General features: G+C 71.0%; 18 protein-coding genes. 4 read left to right on the forward strand and 14 right to left on the reverse strand.

Annotation, left to right across the window (positions count from 1 at the left end; translation table 11 throughout):
• Positions 1 to 18: 18 nt before the first annotated feature.
• Together ACERZO_RS42305 and ACERZO_RS42310 are read right to left on the reverse strand one after the other, a co-directional pair.
• Positions 19 to 204, reverse strand: a complete 186-nt coding sequence (locus ACERZO_RS42305; protein WP_086859558.1) for a tautomerase family protein — start codon at positions 202 to 204, stop codon at positions 19 to 21.
• A 10-nt stretch (positions 205 to 214) separates the two neighbouring features.
• On the reverse strand, positions 215 to 841 hold the full coding sequence (locus ACERZO_RS42310; protein WP_372671608.1) for a TIGR03085 family metal-binding protein: 627 nt from the start codon (positions 839 to 841) through the stop codon (positions 215 to 217).
• 75 nt (positions 842 to 916) lie between these two features.
• On the opposite strand from ACERZO_RS42310, the gene ACERZO_RS42315 reads away from it, so the two are divergent.
• Positions 917 to 1,978 carry an NADH:flavin oxidoreductase/NADH oxidase gene (locus ACERZO_RS42315; protein ID WP_372671609.1) on the forward strand — a complete coding sequence of 354 codons (1,062 nt, stop codon included), beginning with the start codon at positions 917 to 919 and terminating at the stop codon, positions 1,976 to 1,978.
• Here ACERZO_RS42315 and ACERZO_RS42320 read toward each other — a convergent pair.
• The 4 genes from ACERZO_RS42320 to ACERZO_RS42335 form a co-directional block, all read right to left on the reverse strand.
• On the reverse strand, positions 1,975 to 3,363 hold the full coding sequence (locus ACERZO_RS42320; RefSeq protein ID WP_372671610.1) for a glutamate decarboxylase: 1,389 nt from the start codon (positions 3,361 to 3,363) through the stop codon (positions 1,975 to 1,977). The two genes, ACERZO_RS42315 and ACERZO_RS42320, sit on opposite strands and share 4 nt — an antisense overlap.
• Before the next feature lie 72 nt (positions 3,364 to 3,435).
• Positions 3,436 to 3,912, reverse strand: a complete 477-nt coding sequence (locus ACERZO_RS42325; RefSeq protein WP_091319033.1) for a Dps family protein — start codon at positions 3,910 to 3,912, stop codon at positions 3,436 to 3,438.
• 39 nt (positions 3,913 to 3,951) lie between these two features.
• Positions 3,952 to 4,374 carry an organic hydroperoxide resistance protein gene (locus ACERZO_RS42330; RefSeq protein ID WP_285457651.1) on the reverse strand — a complete coding sequence of 141 codons (423 nt, stop codon included), beginning with the start codon at positions 4,372 to 4,374 and terminating at the stop codon, positions 3,952 to 3,954.
• Positions 4,375 to 4,508: 134 nt separating this feature from the next.
• Positions 4,509 to 5,057, reverse strand: coding sequence for an NADPH-dependent FMN reductase (locus ACERZO_RS42335; RefSeq protein WP_372671764.1), 549 nt, complete (start codon positions 5,055 to 5,057; stop codon positions 4,509 to 4,511).
• Positions 5,058 to 5,202: 145 nt separating this feature from the next.
• Here ACERZO_RS42335 and ACERZO_RS42340 point away from each other — a divergent pair, with 145 nt between their 5' ends.
• Entirely contained in the window at positions 5,203 to 6,252 is a 1,050-nt protein-coding gene (locus tag ACERZO_RS42340) for an alpha/beta hydrolase (protein ID WP_372671611.1), read from the forward strand.
• Between the two features lie 121 nt (positions 6,253 to 6,373).
• On the opposite strand, the gene ACERZO_RS42345 is transcribed toward ACERZO_RS42340, so the two are convergent.
• The 3 genes from ACERZO_RS42345 to ACERZO_RS42355 form a co-directional block, all read right to left on the reverse strand.
• Complete coding sequence (locus ACERZO_RS42345) at positions 6,374 to 6,913, reverse strand: hypothetical protein (protein WP_372671612.1); 540 nt, start codon at positions 6,911 to 6,913, stop codon at positions 6,374 to 6,376.
• Between the two features lie 546 nt (positions 6,914 to 7,459).
• Positions 7,460 to 8,059: an acyl-CoA-like ligand-binding transcription factor gene (locus ACERZO_RS42350; protein ID WP_372671613.1), complete on the reverse strand. Its 600-nt coding sequence runs from the start codon at positions 8,057 to 8,059 to the stop codon at positions 7,460 to 7,462.
• Positions 8,040 to 9,566, reverse strand: a complete 1,527-nt coding sequence (locus tag ACERZO_RS42355) for a DHA2 family efflux MFS transporter permease subunit (RefSeq protein WP_372671614.1) — start codon at positions 9,564 to 9,566, stop codon at positions 8,040 to 8,042. Before ACERZO_RS42355 ends, ACERZO_RS42350 begins: the two co-directional genes overlap by 20 nt.
• 172 nt (positions 9,567 to 9,738) lie before the next feature.
• Between ACERZO_RS42355 and ACERZO_RS42360 the strand changes: the two genes are divergently transcribed.
• Positions 9,739 to 10,875: an MFS transporter gene (locus ACERZO_RS42360; RefSeq protein ID WP_372671765.1), complete on the forward strand. Its 1,137-nt coding sequence runs from the start codon at positions 9,739 to 9,741 to the stop codon at positions 10,873 to 10,875.
• Between the two features lie 4 nt (positions 10,876 to 10,879).
• Here the strand turns inward: ACERZO_RS42360 and ACERZO_RS42365 are convergent, their stop codons facing one another.
• Positions 10,880 to 11,206: a winged helix-turn-helix transcriptional regulator gene (locus tag ACERZO_RS42365; protein WP_372671615.1), complete on the reverse strand. Its 327-nt coding sequence runs from the start codon at positions 11,204 to 11,206 to the stop codon at positions 10,880 to 10,882.
• Positions 11,207 to 11,296: 90 nt separating this feature from the next.
• Between ACERZO_RS42365 and ACERZO_RS42370 the strand changes: the two genes are divergently transcribed.
• Complete coding sequence (locus tag ACERZO_RS42370; protein ID WP_372671616.1) at positions 11,297 to 11,932, forward strand: NADPH-dependent F420 reductase; 636 nt, start codon at positions 11,297 to 11,299, stop codon at positions 11,930 to 11,932.
• On the opposite strand, the gene ACERZO_RS42375 is transcribed toward ACERZO_RS42370, so the two are convergent.
• The 4 genes from ACERZO_RS42375 to ACERZO_RS42390 all read right to left on the reverse strand — a co-directional run bounded on the left by ACERZO_RS42375 (position 11,929) and on the right by ACERZO_RS42390 (position 15,910).
• On the reverse strand, positions 11,929 to 12,309 hold the full coding sequence (locus tag ACERZO_RS42375; RefSeq protein ID WP_372671617.1) for a hypothetical protein: 381 nt from the start codon (positions 12,307 to 12,309) through the stop codon (positions 11,929 to 11,931). The genes ACERZO_RS42370 and ACERZO_RS42375 overlap by 4 nt on opposite strands.
• Positions 12,310 to 12,325: 16 nt before the next feature.
• Positions 12,326 to 13,516, reverse strand: coding sequence for an RtcB family protein (locus ACERZO_RS42380; RefSeq protein ID WP_372671618.1), 1,191 nt, complete (start codon positions 13,514 to 13,516; stop codon positions 12,326 to 12,328).
• Positions 13,517 to 13,604: 88 nt separating this feature from the next.
• Positions 13,605 to 14,645, reverse strand: a complete 1,041-nt coding sequence (locus tag ACERZO_RS42385) for an aspartate-semialdehyde dehydrogenase (RefSeq protein ID WP_372671619.1) — start codon at positions 14,643 to 14,645, stop codon at positions 13,605 to 13,607.
• Entirely contained in the window at positions 14,645 to 15,910 is a 1,266-nt protein-coding gene (locus ACERZO_RS42390) for an aspartate kinase (RefSeq protein ID WP_372671620.1), read from the reverse strand. The genes ACERZO_RS42385 and ACERZO_RS42390 overlap by 1 nt, the downstream gene beginning before the upstream one ends.
• Between the last annotated feature and the right edge of the window lie 165 nt (positions 15,911 to 16,075).

The following is a 16,075-nucleotide window of genomic DNA, read 5'->3' on the forward strand; positions in this document are numbered from 1 at the left end:
GGACGGTCTCCCGGCGGGTCAGCGTTCGGAGTGCAGGACCCCGCCGGTGGCCCAGTGGTCGGCGCCGATCTCGACGAGCGTCACCTGGACGCCCTCGGGCTTGCCGCCGCAGGTGCGGACGAACGCGTCGGTCAGCTCCCGGACCAGGGCGCTCTTCTGGGCGGGCGTGCGGCCGGGGAACATGGCAACGCTGATCATCGGCATGACGCGCAGCCTAGAGGCCGCGCTGCACCGACTGAAGACGGCTGACCGCGGCCGCGTCACCTTCGAAGTCGAGGTTGACGGCGTCGCGGCCGAAGACAAACAGCAACAGGTCGACGGGCTCGCCGACGACGGTGACCGGGTCGGGCCCGGTCTTGACGGCGGCTTCGCGGCCGTCCTTCGTCCGCAGGGTGACGCCGACGGGCGCCTTCCGGAGGTTGAGCTTGGCAGCCTGCCGCGCGGACTTCCAGGCGGCGGCGTCCCGGGTGGCGTCGGCGGGCCGGGGCTCCCAGCCGGGCTGCGCGCGCCGGACGTCCTCGTGGTGGACGAGGAACTCGGCGGTGTTGGTCAGCTCGTCGAGCGGGCCGACGGCGGTGGGCCAGAACTTCGCCGGGCCCTTCCGGACCTGCTCGACGAGGGTGTCCCAGGGCTTGGCGGCGTAGCGGTCCTGGACCTTCTGCGTGTACCCGGCGAGCGCGGGCACGATGATCCCGGGAGCGGCGTCGGGCCGGTGCTCGCGCACGACGAGGTGCGCGGCGAGGTCCCGCGTGGTCCACCCTTCGCACAACGTGGGCGCGTCGGGCCCGAGTTCGGCGAGGAGGGAGCTCAAGGCCTGGCGTTCGTCAGCAGCGACACCCATGTGGTCGACGTTACCCGTCGGTACAAGCTCCTGGCGACGGGAAGAGACGCCGGGCACGTGTCGTTGATCCAAGACGTGAGCCGACTCTTCAGCCCGATCACCGTCCGCGGCCTGACCCTGCCGAACCGCGCGTGGGTGTCGCCGATGTGCCAGTACTCCGCCACCGACGGCGTTCCCGGCGACTGGCACCTCGTGCACCTCGGCCAGTTCGCCACCGGTGGCGCCGGGCTCGTCATGACCGAAGCCACCGCCGTCGTCCCGGAAGGGCGGATCAGTCCCCAGGACACCGGCATCTGGAACGACACCCAGGCCGGCGCGTGGCGCCGGATCGTGGACTTCGTGCACGGCCAGGGCACGGCCATCGGCATGCAGCTCGGCCACGCCGGCCGCAAGGGCTCGGCGCACCGGCCGTGGGAAGGCCCCGGCAGCGTCCCGCCCGCGGAGGGTGGCTGGCCGAGCGTCGGCCCGTCCGCGACGGCGTTCGGCCAGTACGCCACCCCGCGCGAGCTGACCACGGACGAAGTGGCAGCCCTGCCGCAAGCGTTTGCGGAAGCTGCCCGGCGCGCGGTCGGCGCCGGGTTCGACGTGCTCGAACTGCACTTCGCGCACGGCTACCTCGTCCACCAGTTCCTGTCCCCGTTGTCGAACACCCGCACCGACCGCTACGGCGGCGACTTCGAGGGCCGCACCCGGCTCGCGCTGGAGATCGCCGACGCCGTCCGGGCGACGACGAACCTGCCCCTCTTCGCCCGCCTGAGCGCCACCGACTGGACCGACGGCGGCTGGACGATCGACGACTCCGTCCGGCTGGCGAAGCTGCTGGCCGAGCGCGGGATCGACCTGATCGACACCTCGACCGGCGGCAACACCCCGAACCCGGACATCCCGCTCGGCCCCGGCTACCAGGTGCCGTTCGCCGAGCGGATCCGCACCGAAGCCGGCCTCCCGACCGGCGCGGTCGGCATGATCACCGATCCGCACCAGGCCGAGGAGATCATCGAAAACGACCAGGCGGACGTCGTGTTCCTGGCTCGCGCGCTGCTGCGGGACCCGCATTGGCCGCTGCGCGCGGCGAACGCGCTCGGCGTGGACGTGCCGTGGCCCGACCAGTACGCCCGCGCCAAGTCCTGGCACTAGTGGTGGAAGGCGGTCGCCTTCGCGGGGTCCTTCGGGCGGCCGCCCTCCTTCGCCAGCTCCGGCAGCACCCGCTTCAAGTCCGCCAGCAGCAGGTCCGCCAGGTCGTGCGTGAAGCCGTTGCGGACGACGATCCGCAGCACCGCCAAATCGGTCCGGTGCTCCGGGAACGTGTACGCCGGCACCAGCCAGCCCCGTTCGCGCAGCCGTCGTGACACGTCGAAGACGTCGAACCCCGCGTCCTCGCGGGTCGTGACCGCGAACACCGGCAGCTGGTCCCCGCGAGTCAACAACTCGAAGGGGCCCAGCTCGGAGATCCCGGACGAAAGGTGCATGGCGACGTCGCGCGAAGCCTGTTGCACCGCGCGGAAGCCCTCCCGGCCGAGCCGGACGAACGTGTAGTACTGCGCCGCCACCTCGGCGCCCGGGCGCGAGAAGTTCAACGCGAACGTCGGCATGTCGCCGCCGAGGTAGTTGACGTTGAACACCAGCTCCGACGGCAGCGCGGCCTGGTCGCGCCACACCACCCAGCCCACACCCGGGTACACGAGCCCGTACTTGTGGCCCGACGTGTTGATCGACGCCACCCGCGGCAGCCGGAAGTCCCACTCCAGGTCCGGGTCGAGGAACGGCGCGATCATCGCGCCCGACGCGCCGTCGACGTGCACCGGGATGTCCCAGCCCGTCCGCGACGCCAGGGCGTCCAGCGCCGCGGCGATCTCCGCGACCGGCTCGTAGCTGCCGTCGAACGTCGAACCCAGGATCGCCACCACGCCGATCGTGTTCTCGTCGCAGCGCGCGACGGCTTCGTCGGCCGTCAGGTGGTAGCGGTCGCCGTCCATCGGCACCAGCCGCGGCTCGACTTCCCAGTACTCGCAGAACTTCTCCCAGCACACCTGGACGTTCACGCCCATCACCAGGTTCGGCTTCCCGGCGCGCCCGAGCTTGGACCAGCGCCGCTTCAACGCCATCCCCGCGAGCATGCACGCCTCCGACGACCCCGTCGTCGAGCAGCCCATGATGTCCGTCGGGTCGGGGGCGTGCCACAGGTCGGCGAGGATGTTCACGCAGCGGCGCTCCAGCTCGGCCGTCTGCGGGTACTCGTCCTTGTCGATCATGTTCTTGTCGACGCACTCGGCCATCAGCTCGCGCGCCTGCGGCTCCATCCACGTCGTGACGAACGTGGCGAGGTTGAGCCGCGCGTTGCCGTCGAGCATCAGCTCGTCGCGCACCAGCTGCAGCGCGGTGTCCGGCGGCAGCGGGTCGTCGCGCAGCTTGTCGTGCGGCATGACGAACGTCGCCGCCAGCGCCGGGTTCACCCCGGCGTACAGCGGGTTCGTGCCGCCGGCGCGGTCCGGGCGGTCGGTTTTCCCCTGATGCAAGACCATGTCACCGAACGTACTGAGCCCGGCAACGCGAAAGGGGCCGCTCCGTCCGGAACGACCCCTTTGGCGGGAAAATCAAGCCTGCTGGGCCTGCCACATCCAGTGCGCCTCTTCGAGCGCGCGGGTGATCTCGATCAGCAGGTCCTGCGTCACGAGGTCGCTCTTGTCGGTCTCGTCGATGCGCTGGCGCAGCCGCTCGATGAGCGCGGCGAGGATGTCGACGATCGCGGCGACCGTGGACTCCACGGACTGCCAGTTGTCGGGGTACTCGGGCACGCCTGAGCTCTCGACGACGGTCTTCGCCTTGCCGTTCGGCGAGATGCCGATGGCGTTGGCGCGCTCGGCGACCTCGTCGACGTACTGGCGCGCGGTGTTCACGAGCTCGTCGAGCTGCAGGTGCGCGCTGCGGAAGTTCGCGCCGACGACGTTCCAGTGCGCCTGCTTCGCGATGAGGGAGAGGTCGACCAGGTCGACCAGCGTCGCCTGCAGGGCGTTACCGGTGATCTCCTTGTCGGCCTCGGAAAGCGGGCTCTTGATCGGAGACTTGCTCATCTCTGGTGATCCTTTCCTGGACTCGTGCGAAAGGGGTGGTCAGACGGTGGCGGAAAGCGCGACCTCGATGTTGCCGCGGGTCGCGTTGGAGTAGGGGCACACCTGGTGGGCCTGCTCGACCAGCTGGTCGGCCTGGGCCTGCTCGAGACCCGGCAGCGAGACGTTCAGCGCGACGCCGAGGCCGAACCCGACCTCCTGCTTGAGCACGCTGACCTCCGCGGTGACGGTCGAGCCGTTCAGCGGGACCTTGGCCTGCCGCGCGACCAGCTGCAGGGCACTGTGGAAGCAGGCCGAGTAGCCGGCGGCGAAGAGCTGCTCGGGGTTGGTCTTGTCCCCGCCGGGGCCGCCCATCTCCTTGGGGATGGCCAGGGACTCGTCGATGACGCCGTCGGACGAGGTCACCTCGCCGTTGCGGCCGTCGCCGCGTGCCGTCGCCACCGCGGTGTAGATCGCCTGACCCATGCTCAGCCTGCCTTCTGTCCCGGACGCTCCACAGCGAGCGTCTCACTGAGCACAACATCCCGCACCCGCGGAACAGTGCCCCCACATGGCAGGCATCACGTGGATCGATTACCCGGCGGCCACCGGGCGAAACGTCATGCGGCGCGCGTCACCGCGAATTCGGCGACCTGCCGCCCGATCAGGCGAAGCGTGCGGACACTCTTCTCGTCCGACGCGCCGCCGCCTTCGTCGAACTTGGTCTCGGCCGAGTTGATCGAACCCCCCAGCGGGGTGGCCCAGCCGCGCAGCGCGTGCGTGATCGTGCGCAGCTGCTCGAGCGTGGTGACGGCGGCCTGCCAGCCGTAGGCGACGGCGGCCAGCCCGACGGCGCGGCCGTCGAGGTACGGACGCTGGTCGTCGCGCAGGTCCTCGACGTAGTCCAGGGCGTTCTTGACCAGGCCGGACAGCGCGCCGTGGTAGCCCGGCGAGACGACGATGAGCCCGTCGGCCTGGCGCACGGCTTCGATCAGGGTGGCGGCGCGGTCGTCGCGGTCCGGCTCGCCGGCGTCGTAGAACGGCAGCACCAGATCCGGCCCGGAGAGCATCCGGGTCCGGACGCCGACTTCCGCCGCGCCCTCGAGCGCGATCCGCAGCGCGCGTTCGGACTGGGAGCCCTCCCGCAGAGAGCCGCCGATCCCGAGCACGTTGAGCGTCCTGGCTGAAGTCACGCCTTTCAGGCTAACCCCTCCACTTAAGTGGATATCCAGAGTTTGGGACCGAGGGGCGCGTCACAGCTGGACCTGTTACCTACTGGCGAGTAACGTCCCGGGCGACCCTCAGGAGGCAACCATGGCGATCCCGCTCCCGGTCCGCGCCCAGGCCGCGGCGTCCCAGCTCGCGTTCTGGCTGCCCACGCCGGTGCGGCGGGCGGTCGCAGGGCGCCCGGTGCGCATCGACGGCCAGGACCTCGCGCTCGACGCCCAGCTGCTGCTCCGGCTACAGAAGCTGTCCGGCGCCGAACTGGTGCAGGGGTCGGTCGAGCAGTCACGCGCCCTGCTGGACGTCGGGCGGCACCTGGTCAGCGGCAAGCCGATCGAGCCGGTTTCAGTGCGTGAGATCGCCGTGCCGACTCCGGACGGGGACTTGCCCGCGACGCTCTACACGCCGGTCGGACTGCCCGAGAAGTCGCCGCTGCTGGTGTTCTTCCACGGCGGCGGCTGGGTGATCGGGACGCGCGCAAGCCACGACAACGCCGTCCGGTTCCTGGCGAAGCACGCCGGGGTGCGGGTGCTGTCGATCGAGTACCGGCTGGCCCCGGAGTTCCCGTTCCCCTCGGCGACGGAGGACGCGCTCGCGGCGTTCGAGTACGCGGTGGCGAAGGCGAGCGACCTCGGCGCGGACCCGGCGCGGATCGCCGTCGGCGGCGACAGCGCGGGCGGCAACCTCGCCGCGGTCACGGCGCAGCAGGCTGTGAAGCGGGGTGGCCCGGCGCCGGCGTTCCAGCTGCTGATCTACCCGGCGACGGACTTCGCGCGGCGCTACCGCTCGCAGGACCTGTTCGCCGAGGACCTGTTCCTGACGGACGTGCACATGAAGTGGTTCGAGGGCCATTACGTGCCGGAGGGCACGGACCTGACCGACCCGCGGTTGTCGCCGTTGCACGCGGACGACCTGAGCGGCCTGCCGCCGGCCCTGGTCGTCACGGCGGGCTTCGACCCGCTTCGCGACGAAGGTGAGGCGTACGCGGCGAAGCTGCGCGAAGCGGGTGTCGAAGTGGCGTTGCGCCGGCACGAGGACCTGATCCACGGGTTCATCAACTTCACCGGGGTGGGCACCCGGTTCCGCGAGGCGCTGGCCGAGACGGCGGGCGCGCTGCGGCAGGGTCTGTCCTTCGCCTGACGGACGAACCCGGAGCCCGGCGCGGAGGAATGTCCGCGACCGGGCTCCGGGTCCCCCTGTTTTTCGGTGGCTACGAGTTTTCGGGGGCTACGAGTTTTCGGGGGCTACGAGTTTTCGGTGGCTACGAGCCGGGAACCGGCAGTGGCGGCACCGGCAGCGGCGGCACGGGCAGGCCGCCGAGAATCCCGCCGAGGATCCCGGTGACGGCGGCGAGCAGGGCTTTCACCAGGTCGCTGACGATCTTCAGCGGGCCCGGCAGGTCCGGCAGCGCCGGGATCGGCACCGGCAGCGGCGGCAGCTGGCGGGCCTTGGCCGTGGGGTCGGTCAGGAGCCTGCTGGACTCGTCCGCCCGGCCCTTGGCCAGGCCGGCGAGCTGCTCGGTGTCGGTCTGGACGGTGTAGCGCTTCCCGGCGGCGATGTCCGCGAGCACCGGGCTCAGCTGACCGAGGTCGGCACGCGTGGCGCCGACGTTGCCCGCGTAGGCGACCTTGGTGAGGTCGTCGCGCATCTGCAGCACCTGTGCGGCGAGGGCCTGGGTGCTGGAGGAACCCTTGCCCCCGTCCGGGCGCGCCGGGCTCGCCGAAGCGATCCCCGCCATTCCGACCGCCAGCAGACTGCTCGCGGCTACCAGGGCGATGGTTCGCCCGAACTTGCCTTTCATTCCTACCTCCTGGCGTCGAGACCTGACGGGGTAAATCGATACCCCCCGTATCGGAGATAAGCCACCCGATCACCGGTTGGGGACGTTTTCTAACCCTTACGTGCCGGATGCGCGAGAGGCGAACTGGCCCGCAATTGATTAACGTCGAAAGCTTGCCCGTCCCCCTGAAGATCATCCTGATCGATTCTTCCCGTCACTGCTGGTAACGGATGTCCACTGTGGAGCAGTCGGGTCACTCACGCGGGTGTAAACGGTGATCATTTAGCTTCATCACTCCGTCGGACCGCGTGTCGCGACTGCTCCAGACGGGTCGTCCCCCACGCTCGCACCGCCACCCACACGGTGTTGCCCGAGGTGGGGGCAGGAATGCGAAATCAATTCCGGAATCGGACGCCGGGAAAGGCGGGAAACCGCGGTTGGGGAGCGGTGGGTGGGCCGAGCGGGCAGGCTTCCCGGGCGCCGCCATCTGCTTGCACCATCGCCGAGCAGGCCAGCCCACCGACCAGCCGCAGGCAGGCGCCGCCCCTGAGCACCGCCGCAGTCCCCTTACAGCGGCAACCCCGCCTCCAAGTGCGCCACCGCGCGATCGAGCACCAGCAGCGTGTCCATCTCCGGGTCCGCCGCCGCGCCGACGAACGCCGCCAGTACCACCCCGACCACCGCTCCCGCCCAGTTGCGCACCTCGAAGTCGTCGGCCGCGCGGCCCGTTCGCTCGGCCGCCAGCCCCGCCAGCAGGTCGATGCCCTCGGCGAACTTGTCCATCACCGCCGTGCGCAGCTCCGGCTCGCGGAACACCAGCAGCTGCCGCCGGCGTTCCTGCTCCCACGCTTCGCCGGACAGCTGCTCGCGGATCACGTCCACCGTCGCGCGCAACGCGCCGATCGGGCTCAGCTCGGCCGGCTGGGCCAGCGCCGCCGCGATCAGCACCGGGTCGAACGGGTCGTACAGCACCGTCTCTTCCTTCGTCGGGAAGTAGCGGAAGAACGTGCTGGGCGAGATCTCCGCCGCCGCCGCGATCTGGTCGACCGTCGTCGCGCTGTAGCCCTGCTCGTGGAACAGCCGCAACGCGTGCCGCTGGATCGCGGCGCGCGTCTTGGCCTTCTTGCGTTCCCGCAGCCCCGAGGGCTCACCTGGCGACGACGTCATGCTCCGATTCTCGCGGCCGCACCTCCGGGGCCGTCCGCCCGGGCAGGAACAGCAGTGCGAGCAGCGCGCCGGCGACGCCGAGTCCGGCGCACACCCACAGCGTCGCCGCCATGCCGTCGGTGAACGCCACCCGCGCCGAGCCGGCCAGCGACGGCAGGTGCAGCTTCTCCGCGACCGCCACCGCGCCGGACGCGCTGCCGCGCACCGCGTCCGCCACCGGCGCCGGCAGGCCTGCGACAGCAACACCGTCGCGGTAGACGCCGTTGAGCACCGTGCCCAGCACCGCGACCCCGATCGTGCCGCCGACCTGGCGCAGCACCTGGATCAGCGCCGACCCGGCCCCCGACCGCCCCTCGGTGAGCGCGCCCATCGCCATCGACATCAGCGGCGGCAGCGTGCACCCCGTCCCCAGGCCGATGACGCTCTCCCAGGCGACGGTGACGCCGTAGCCGTCCGACGGCGACGTCGCCGAACCCCACGCCAGCCCGGCCGCGAGCAGGGCGAACCCCGCCGTGACGACCACCCGCACGCCCACCGCGGCGACCAGCCGTTCGGCGATCTTCGCCGACACCAGCATCCCGCCGATCAGCGGCAGCAGCCGCACGCCGGTCTGCAGCGCGTCGGCCCCCTGCACCGCCTGGAACAGCTGCGGCAGCACGAAGAGCAGGCCCATCAGCGCGAACGACGCCATCGTCGCGAGCACCGCGCCCCAGACGAACCGCGGCTCGCGGAACAGCGCCAGGTCGGTGAGCGGCGCGGCCGTCCGCGTCTGCGTCCAGCCGAACACCGCGAGCACCGCGGCCCCGAGGGCGATCAGGCCGTACGTCACCGGGTCGGCCCAGCCGTGCTCGCCCGCGTGGACGAAGCCGTAGGTCAGCGCGACCAGCCCGGCCGCCGAGAGCGCGATGCCCGGGAAGTCGATCCGGCCCCGCCCGGAGCCGGGCGTGAGCGGCACCAGGACCAGCACCGCGACCAGGCCGACCACGGTCAGCGGGACGTTGATCAGGAACACCGAGCCCCACGCGTAGTGGTCGAGCAGCCAGCCGCCGAGCAGCGGCCCGAGCGGGATGCCGGCGAACGTCGCCAGCACCCACGTCGTCAGCGCCTTCGCCCGCTCCTCCGGCGGGAACAGGATGTTGAGCAGCGAAAGCGACAGCGGGATGAGGAACGCGGCACCCGCGCCGAGCACCACGCGGGCGGCGATCAGCTGGCCGGGCGTGCTCGCGTAGGCGCAGGCCAACGAGGCCAGCCCGAACTGCGCGAGCGCGCCGAGCAGCAGCTTCTTCGGGCCGAACCGGTCGCCCAGCAGGCCCGCCGGCAGCAGCAGGGCGGCCAGCGCGAGCGTGTACGCGTTGCCGAACCACTGCAGCTGGGTGGTCGTGGCGCCGAGATCGACGGCGAGCGTCGGCACGGCGACGTTCAGCACCGTCAGGTCGAGCCCGACGGTCAGCAGGCTCACCGCGAGCGCGCCGAGCGCCCACCACCTGCGGGGTTGGAGTTCAGTCATAGCGACCCCCATTTGATAGTGACTACTAAATGAGAGTAGCTCTCAAAATCTCCGGGGTCCACCCGGAAATAACTTGCACGCGCGTACCACCTTGGGTTCTCATCGAGACGTGCCGTTCCAGCCGTACCGCCGGGTCCTGTCCGTCCCCCGAGTCCCGTCGACGATGGCGCTGATGTTCGCGGCGCGGCTGCCGATGACCATGAACGGCGTCATGATGACGCTGTACGTCGTCACCGGGCTGGGCCGCGGCTACGGCGCCGCCGGGCTGGTCGGCGCCGGCGTCACCCTCGGCATGGCCCTCGGCGCGCCGCTGCTGGGCCGCTGCTTCGACCGCTACGGCCTGCGTCCGGTCGTCGCCGTCTGCGGGATCGGCACGACGGTGTTCTGGTTCGCCGCGCCGCACCTGCCCTACGAGGTGCTCGCCGCCGTCGCGGTCCCGGCCGGGATGCTCTCGGTGCCCGCGGGCTCGCTGGCGCGGCAGGTCCTGGCCGCGCTCGTCCCGGTCGAGGAGCGCCGCGCCGCGTACTCGCTGGACACGATCTCCGTCGAAGCGACGTTCATGATCGGTCCGGCGATCGGCATCGCGGCGATCACCACGCTCTCGCCGACCTTCACGCTCAGCGCGCTCGGCGCGCTGTTCGGCGGCACGGCGTTCCTGATCTGGTTCATCGACCCGCCGATCCGCGAGTCGGTCGAGCCCGGCGCGTCCACCACCCGGCCGCCGCTGCGGAGCTGGCTGACCGGCCGGCTCGTGGCGACGCTGCTGATCGCCGCCGGCACGCTGTTCGTGCTCGTCGGCACCGAGCTGGCGACGCTCGCGGCCCTGCGCGCGAACGGCGACATCGGCGTGACGGGGCTGGTGATCGCGGTGATGTGCGTGGCATCGATCATCGGCGGCATCGTGCACGGCGCGGTGAAGAAGTCGCTGCCGCAGGGCCTGCTGATGCTGCTGCTCGCGCTGCTGGTGGTGCCGGTCGGGCTGGCCGACCACCCGTGGTGGCTGCTGATGCTGGTGCTGATCCCGACGAACCTGCTCTGCGCGCCGACGCTCGCGGCGACCACCGAGACGGTCAGCCGGATCGCCCCGCCGCAGGTCCGCGGCGAGGCGATGGGGCTGCAGGACGCGTCGACGCGGCTCGGCCTGGCGCTGGGCAGCCCGGTGGTCGGCTTCGCGATCGACCACTCGAACCCGGCGTGGGGCTTCGCCGCGGCCGGGCTCGGCGGCCTGGTGATCGCCTCGGCCGGCCTGCTGCGCCGGCGCGCGCCGGAACCGGCCGCGGAACCGGTCCCGGCGCTGGCCGAAAGCTAGCGGGTCAGGACAGTTCGCCCTGGTTCTCCGCGGCCCACTCGGCGAGGTGAGCCAAGGGACCCGTGGCGAAGGACGCCCCCAACGGGGTGAGTTCGTAGACGGCGGCGTCGCGCCCCGTTCGCGCGACCAGCCCGCGCGAGGCCAGGCGCCGGAGGGACTCGGTCAGCACCTTGTCGCTGACTCCGGCGATGCGATCCAGCAGAACGCTGCGCCGGGTCGGCCCCATGCGCAGGGCGGAAACGACGACCGGGTCCCACGTGTGGCTGATGAGCTCGACCGCGGCTCGTACGTGGCAGTCCGAGATGAAGGTCTCGCAGCCTTGTTCGTTCACCTGTCCAACCTTCCACCCGCGCTCCTACCGATGGGTAGGAGGCGGGCTCTTAGCGTCGTCGTAAGACCTCACGAGACGAAGGAGACCAAGGTGAAGATCGGACTGCTGGGGACCGGGAACCTCGCGGTGGCACTGGGCAGCGCGTGGGCGAGCGCCGGGCACTCGATCGTCGTCACCGGCCGTCGCCCCGATCGGGCGAAGGCCGCCGCGGAGCGGATCGGTGCCGCCGCCACGCCGCTCGATCCGCGCGAGCTCGCCGGCCGAGCCGAGGCCATCGTGGTGGCGATCGCCTGGGACGGGCTGGAAGAGGCGCTGAGGCTCGTCGGCGGAGCGGATGGGCTGCTGTCGGGAAAGACCGTCGTCGACTGCACCAACGCCGTGGACTACGCGACCGGGCGACTGCTCCCGGAGACCGGCTCGGCTGCCGAACTGGTGGCGGGCGTCGCGGCCGGCGCCCACGTGGTCAAGGCACTGCACCTGTTCGCCGGCGCGTCCTGGCCGTTCACCGGCGATCCGGCCGCGTCGCCGGTCGTCGCGCTCTGCGGCGACGACACCGACGCCCTGAGCCGGACCGCCGAGCTGATCCGTGACCTCGGCGCGCGGACCGCGGTGCTGGGCGGGCTCACCGCGGCCCGGCAGGCCGAGGAAGCCGCCGGTTTCGTGATGCGGGTGGTCGCGGCCGGCGCGAACCCGCGCTTCGCCGTCCCGGACGTCGTGAGGGCTTAGCCGCAGGCCGCGCGGAGGGCGTCGAGCTTCTTGACGTTGCGCTGAACCCACTGGGCCACGACGCCGGCGTCCTCGATGCGCTCCTTCTGCACCTCGACGTACGACCCGGCCATGCCGAGCAGCGCGTTCTTGACGTCCTGGTCCTGGACGTCCGAGGCGAGCTCGCGCAGCCGCCTCTCCTTGTCCGCGGCCCGCGCCTTGAGCTTGTCCGGGTCGACCAGCGGGTTCAGGTCCGCCAGCCCGAGCGCCTCGGTGCAGACGCCCACCTTGTCCACCGTCTTCGACCCCTGGTCGACCGCGTTGCTGACCTGGTCGCACCCGCTCAGCAGCAGTGCGGCCCCGGCCAGCAGCGCGGCCGTCGTTCCACCCCTCGTCATGGCGCCAAGGTACCGCTCAGCCCTTGACGCAGACCACCTGCTTGAGGTGCGCCACGACCTCGACCAGGTCCGTCTGGGCCTGGATCACCGTTTCGATGTCCTTGTACGCGGCCGGGATCTCGTCGACGACCCCCGAGTCCTTGCGGCACTCGACGCCCGCCGTCTGCGCCGCGAGGTCCTCGGCCGTGAACAGCTTCTTGGCCTTGTTACGCGACATCCGGCGGCCGGCGCCGTGCGACGCCGACTGGAACGAGGACTCGTTCCCGAGGCCGCGGACGATGTACGAACCGGTCCCCATGCTGCCCGGGATGATCCCGAGGTCACCCGATCCGGCGCGGATCGCGCCCTTCCGGGTGACGAGCAGCTCGACGCCGTCGTAGGTCTCCTCGGCGACGTAGTTGTGGTGGCACGAGATGGCGTCGTCGAAGGTCGTCTGCGGGACGACGTCCTTCAGCGCCTGCTTCACGAGCGCGACCATCGTGGCGCGGTTGCGCGCCGCGTAGTCCTGCGCCCAGAACAGGTCGCGCCGGTACGCCGCCATCTCGGGCGTGCCCGCGACGAACACGGCGAGGTCCCGGTCCGGCAGGTCGGCGTTGTGCGGCAGCTTCCGCGCGACGGCCATGTGCCGCTCGGCGAGCTCCTTGCCGATGTTGCGCGAACCCGAGTGCAGCATCAGCCAGACGCGGCCTTCGTCGGCGCCACCCTGCTCGAGGCAGACCTCGATGAAGTGGTTCCCGCCGCCGAGGCTCCCGATCTGCCGCGCGGCCCGGTCGTGCAGCTCCTGGACACCTTCGTGCAGCTGGCCGAAGCCCTTCCAGAAGGCGTCCCAGCCGCCGACGCCGTGCACCTTCGCGGGGTTCACGGGCGTCTTGTGCAGCCCGAAGCCCACGGGCACGGCGCTCTCGATCCGGCGACGCAGCTTGCCGAGGTCGTCGGGCAGGTCGGCGGCGGTGAGCGACGTCCGCACGGCGCTCATCCCGCACCCGATGTCGACCCCGACGGCGGCGGGCGAAACGGCGTCGCGCATGGCGATGACGCTGCCGACGGTGGCGCCCTTGCCGTAGTGCACGTCGGGCATCACGGCGACCCCGTGCACCCACGGCAGGTTCGCGACGTTCTGCAGCTGCCGCATGGCCTGGTCTTCGACCGACGCGGGATCGGCCCACATCCGGATCGGGACGCGCGCGCCGTCGACAGCGGTGTACATGGTTTCCTCCCCTGGAAAAGGTTTCGCGGTGCCCAGGATCCCCCGGGCACCGCGAAACGGCCAAGCGAGTTTATTCGTCCACTGTGTACTAGCGCTGCTCGGCGATCAGCTCCGCGATCTGCACGGCGTTGAGCGCCGCGCCCTTGCGGAGGTTGTCGTTCGAGATGAACAGCGCCAACCCGCGGCCGTCCTCGATGCCCTGGTCGACGCGGATGCGACCGACGTAGCTCGGGTCGTTGCCCGCCGCCTGCAGCGGGGTCGGTACCTCCGACAGCTCGACGCCCGGCGCGTGCGTCAGCAGCTCCGTCGCGCGCTCGACCGTCAGCGCCCGCTCGAATTCGGCGTTCACCGAGATCGAGTGGCCCGAGAACACCGGCACGCGCACGCAGGTGCACGAGACGCCGAGGCCCGGGATGCTGAGGATCTTGCGGCTCTCGTTGCGGAACTTCTTCTCTTCGTCCGTCTCGAACTCGCCGTCGTCCACAATGGACCCGGCCATCGGGAGGACGTTGAACGCGATCGGGCGGACGTACTTCTCCGGCTTCGGGAAGTCGATCGCCGCGCCGTCGTGGGTCAGCAGCGAAGCGTGCTCGGCGGCCGCCTTCACCTGGCCCGCCAGCTCGTCGACGCCGGCGAGCCCGCTGCCGGACACCGCCTGGTACGTCGACGCGACCAGCCGGACCAGGCCGGCCTCGTCGTGCAGCGGCTTCAGCACCGGCATCGCGGCCATGGTGGTGCAGTTGGGGTTCGCGATGATCCCCTTGCGCGCCTCCTTGATCGCCTGCGGGTTGACCTCGCTGACGACCAGCGGCACGTCCGGGTCCATCCGGAACGCCGAGGAGTTGTCGATCACCGTCGCACCCGCCGCGGCGAACCGCGGTGCCTGCGCCTTGGACGTCGACCCGCCCGCGGAGAACAGCGCGATGTCCAAACCGGACGGATCGGCCGTCGACGCGTCTTCGATCGTGATTTCGGTGTCGCGCCAAGGCAGCGTCGAACCCGCCGAGCGCGCCGACGCGAAGTACCGGAGCTCGGCGACCGGGAACTCCCGCTCCGCCAGCAGCTTGCGCATGACCGCGCCGACCTGGCCGGTCGCGCCGACCACCCCGACCCGCAGACCTTCCGCCATCAGCGACCACTCCCCGCGTAGACCACAGCTTCCTCGTCGCCACCGAGCTCGAATGCGGCGTGGATCGCGCGCACGGCGTCGTCCAGCTGCGCGTCCCTGATCAGCACCGAGATCCGGATTTCCGACGTGTTGATGATTTCGATGTTGACGCCGGACTGCGCCAGCGCCTCGCAGAACGTCGCCGTGACGCCCGGGTGCGAGCGCATCCCGGCGCCGACCAGCGAGACCTTGCCGACGTGGTCGTCGTAGAGCACCGACTCGAAGCCGATCTCCGCCTTGACCTTCTCCAGTTCCTTGACCGCCTTGGCGCCGTTGGCCTTCGACAGCGTGAAGGTGATGTCCGTGCGGCCGGACACCGTGCTGGACACGTTCTGCAGCACCATGTCGATGTCGATCTCGGCGTCGGCGATCACGCGGAAGATCCGGGCCGCGGCGCCGGCGTGGTCCGGCACCCCGGTGACCGTGATCTTGGCTTCGGAGCGGTCGTGCGCCACACCGGTGATCAGGGCTTGTTCCACGGGGATCTCCTCGATAGAACCGGTCACCGTCGTGCCCGGCTTGTCACTGTAGGAAGAGCGGACTCGGATCGGGACGCCGTAGCGGCGCGCGTACTCGACCGAACGCAGGTGCAGGATCTTCGACCCGCTCGCGGCGAGCTCGAGCATCTCCTCGTAGGGGATGACGTCGAGCTTCTTCGCGTCCGGCACGATCCGCGGGTCGGCGGAGTACACACCGTCCACATCGGAGTAGATCTCGCAGACGTCGGCGTTCAGCGCGGCGGCCAGCGCGACGGCGGTGGTGTCCGAGCCGCCGCGGCCGAGCGTGGTGATGTCCTTGGTGTCCTGCGCGACGCCCTGGAAGCCCGCCACCAGCGCGATGTAGCCCTGCTCGAGCGCCTCGGTGACGCGGCTCGGGGTGACGTCGATGATGCGCGCGTTGCCGTGCACCGACGTCGTGACGACGCCGGCCTGCGAACCGGTGAACGACCAGGCCTCGGCGCCCTGGGCCGCGATGGCCATGGCGACGAGGGAGTTCGAGATGCGCTCACCCGCGGTGAGCAGCATGTCCATCTCCCGCTCCGGCGGCGCCGGGTTGACCTGCTGCGCCAGGTCGAGCAGTTCGTCGGTGGTGTCACCCATCGCCGAGCAGACCACGACGACGTCGTTGCCCGCCTTCTTCGTGGCGACGATCCGCTCCGCGACGCGCTTGATCCGGTCGGCACTTTCCAGCGACGATCCGCCGTACTTCTGGACCACGAGGGCCACGCCCGAACCTCCTCGCGGGCCGGGCGGCTCCCTGGTGGGCACCGGAGAGCCCCCGCGTCCCATGATTTGCAGTGGAGCCTACCGGGGCCGGGACGGCCCGCCACCCTCTTGACGTGGGGCGAACCCCCGGCGTGGACCGCCCGGAAGTAAATCTTCCGTAACACC

The organism is Amycolatopsis kentuckyensis (genome assembly GCF_041679295.1).
GTDB lineage: Bacteria > Actinomycetota > Actinomycetes > Mycobacteriales > Pseudonocardiaceae > Amycolatopsis > Amycolatopsis kentuckyensis_A.

Excerpts from the sequence above, each read along its gene's own strand:
- ACERZO_RS42305 (WP_086859558.1), bottom strand. The coding sequence starts at position 204 with ATGCCGATGATCAGCGTTGCCATGTTCCCCGGCCGCACGCCCGCCCAG.
- ACERZO_RS42310 (WP_372671608.1), bottom strand. The coding sequence starts at position 841 with ATGGGTGTCGCTGCTGACGAACGCCAGGCCTTGAGCTCCCTCCTCGCC.
- ACERZO_RS42320 (WP_372671610.1), bottom strand. The coding sequence starts at position 3,363 with ATGGTCTTGCATCAGGGGAAAACCGACCGCCCGGACCGCGCCGGCGGC.
- ACERZO_RS42325 (WP_091319033.1), bottom strand. The coding sequence starts at position 3,912 with ATGAGCAAGTCTCCGATCAAGAGCCCGCTTTCCGAGGCCGACAAGGAG.
- ACERZO_RS42330 (WP_285457651.1), bottom strand. The coding sequence starts at position 4,374 with ATGGGTCAGGCGATCTACACCGCGGTGGCGACGGCACGCGGCGACGGC.
- ACERZO_RS42340 (WP_372671611.1), top strand. The coding sequence starts at position 5,203 with ATGGCGATCCCGCTCCCGGTCCGCGCCCAGGCCGCGGCGTCCCAGCTC.
- ACERZO_RS42345 (WP_372671612.1), bottom strand. The coding sequence starts at position 6,913 with ATGAAAGGCAAGTTCGGGCGAACCATCGCCCTGGTAGCCGCGAGCAGT.
- ACERZO_RS42350 (WP_372671613.1), bottom strand. The coding sequence starts at position 8,059 with ATGACGTCGTCGCCAGGTGAGCCCTCGGGGCTGCGGGAACGCAAGAAG.
- ACERZO_RS42355 (WP_372671614.1), bottom strand. The coding sequence starts at position 9,566 with ATGACTGAACTCCAACCCCGCAGGTGGTGGGCGCTCGGCGCGCTCGCG.
- ACERZO_RS42360 (WP_372671765.1), top strand. The coding sequence starts at position 9,739 with ATGTTCGCGGCGCGGCTGCCGATGACCATGAACGGCGTCATGATGACG.
- ACERZO_RS42375 (WP_372671617.1), bottom strand. The coding sequence starts at position 12,309 with ATGACGAGGGGTGGAACGACGGCCGCGCTGCTGGCCGGGGCCGCACTG.
- ACERZO_RS42380 (WP_372671618.1), bottom strand. The coding sequence starts at position 13,516 with ATGTACACCGCTGTCGACGGCGCGCGCGTCCCGATCCGGATGTGGGCC.
- ACERZO_RS42385 (WP_372671619.1), bottom strand. The coding sequence starts at position 14,645 with ATGGCGGAAGGTCTGCGGGTCGGGGTGGTCGGCGCGACCGGCCAGGTC.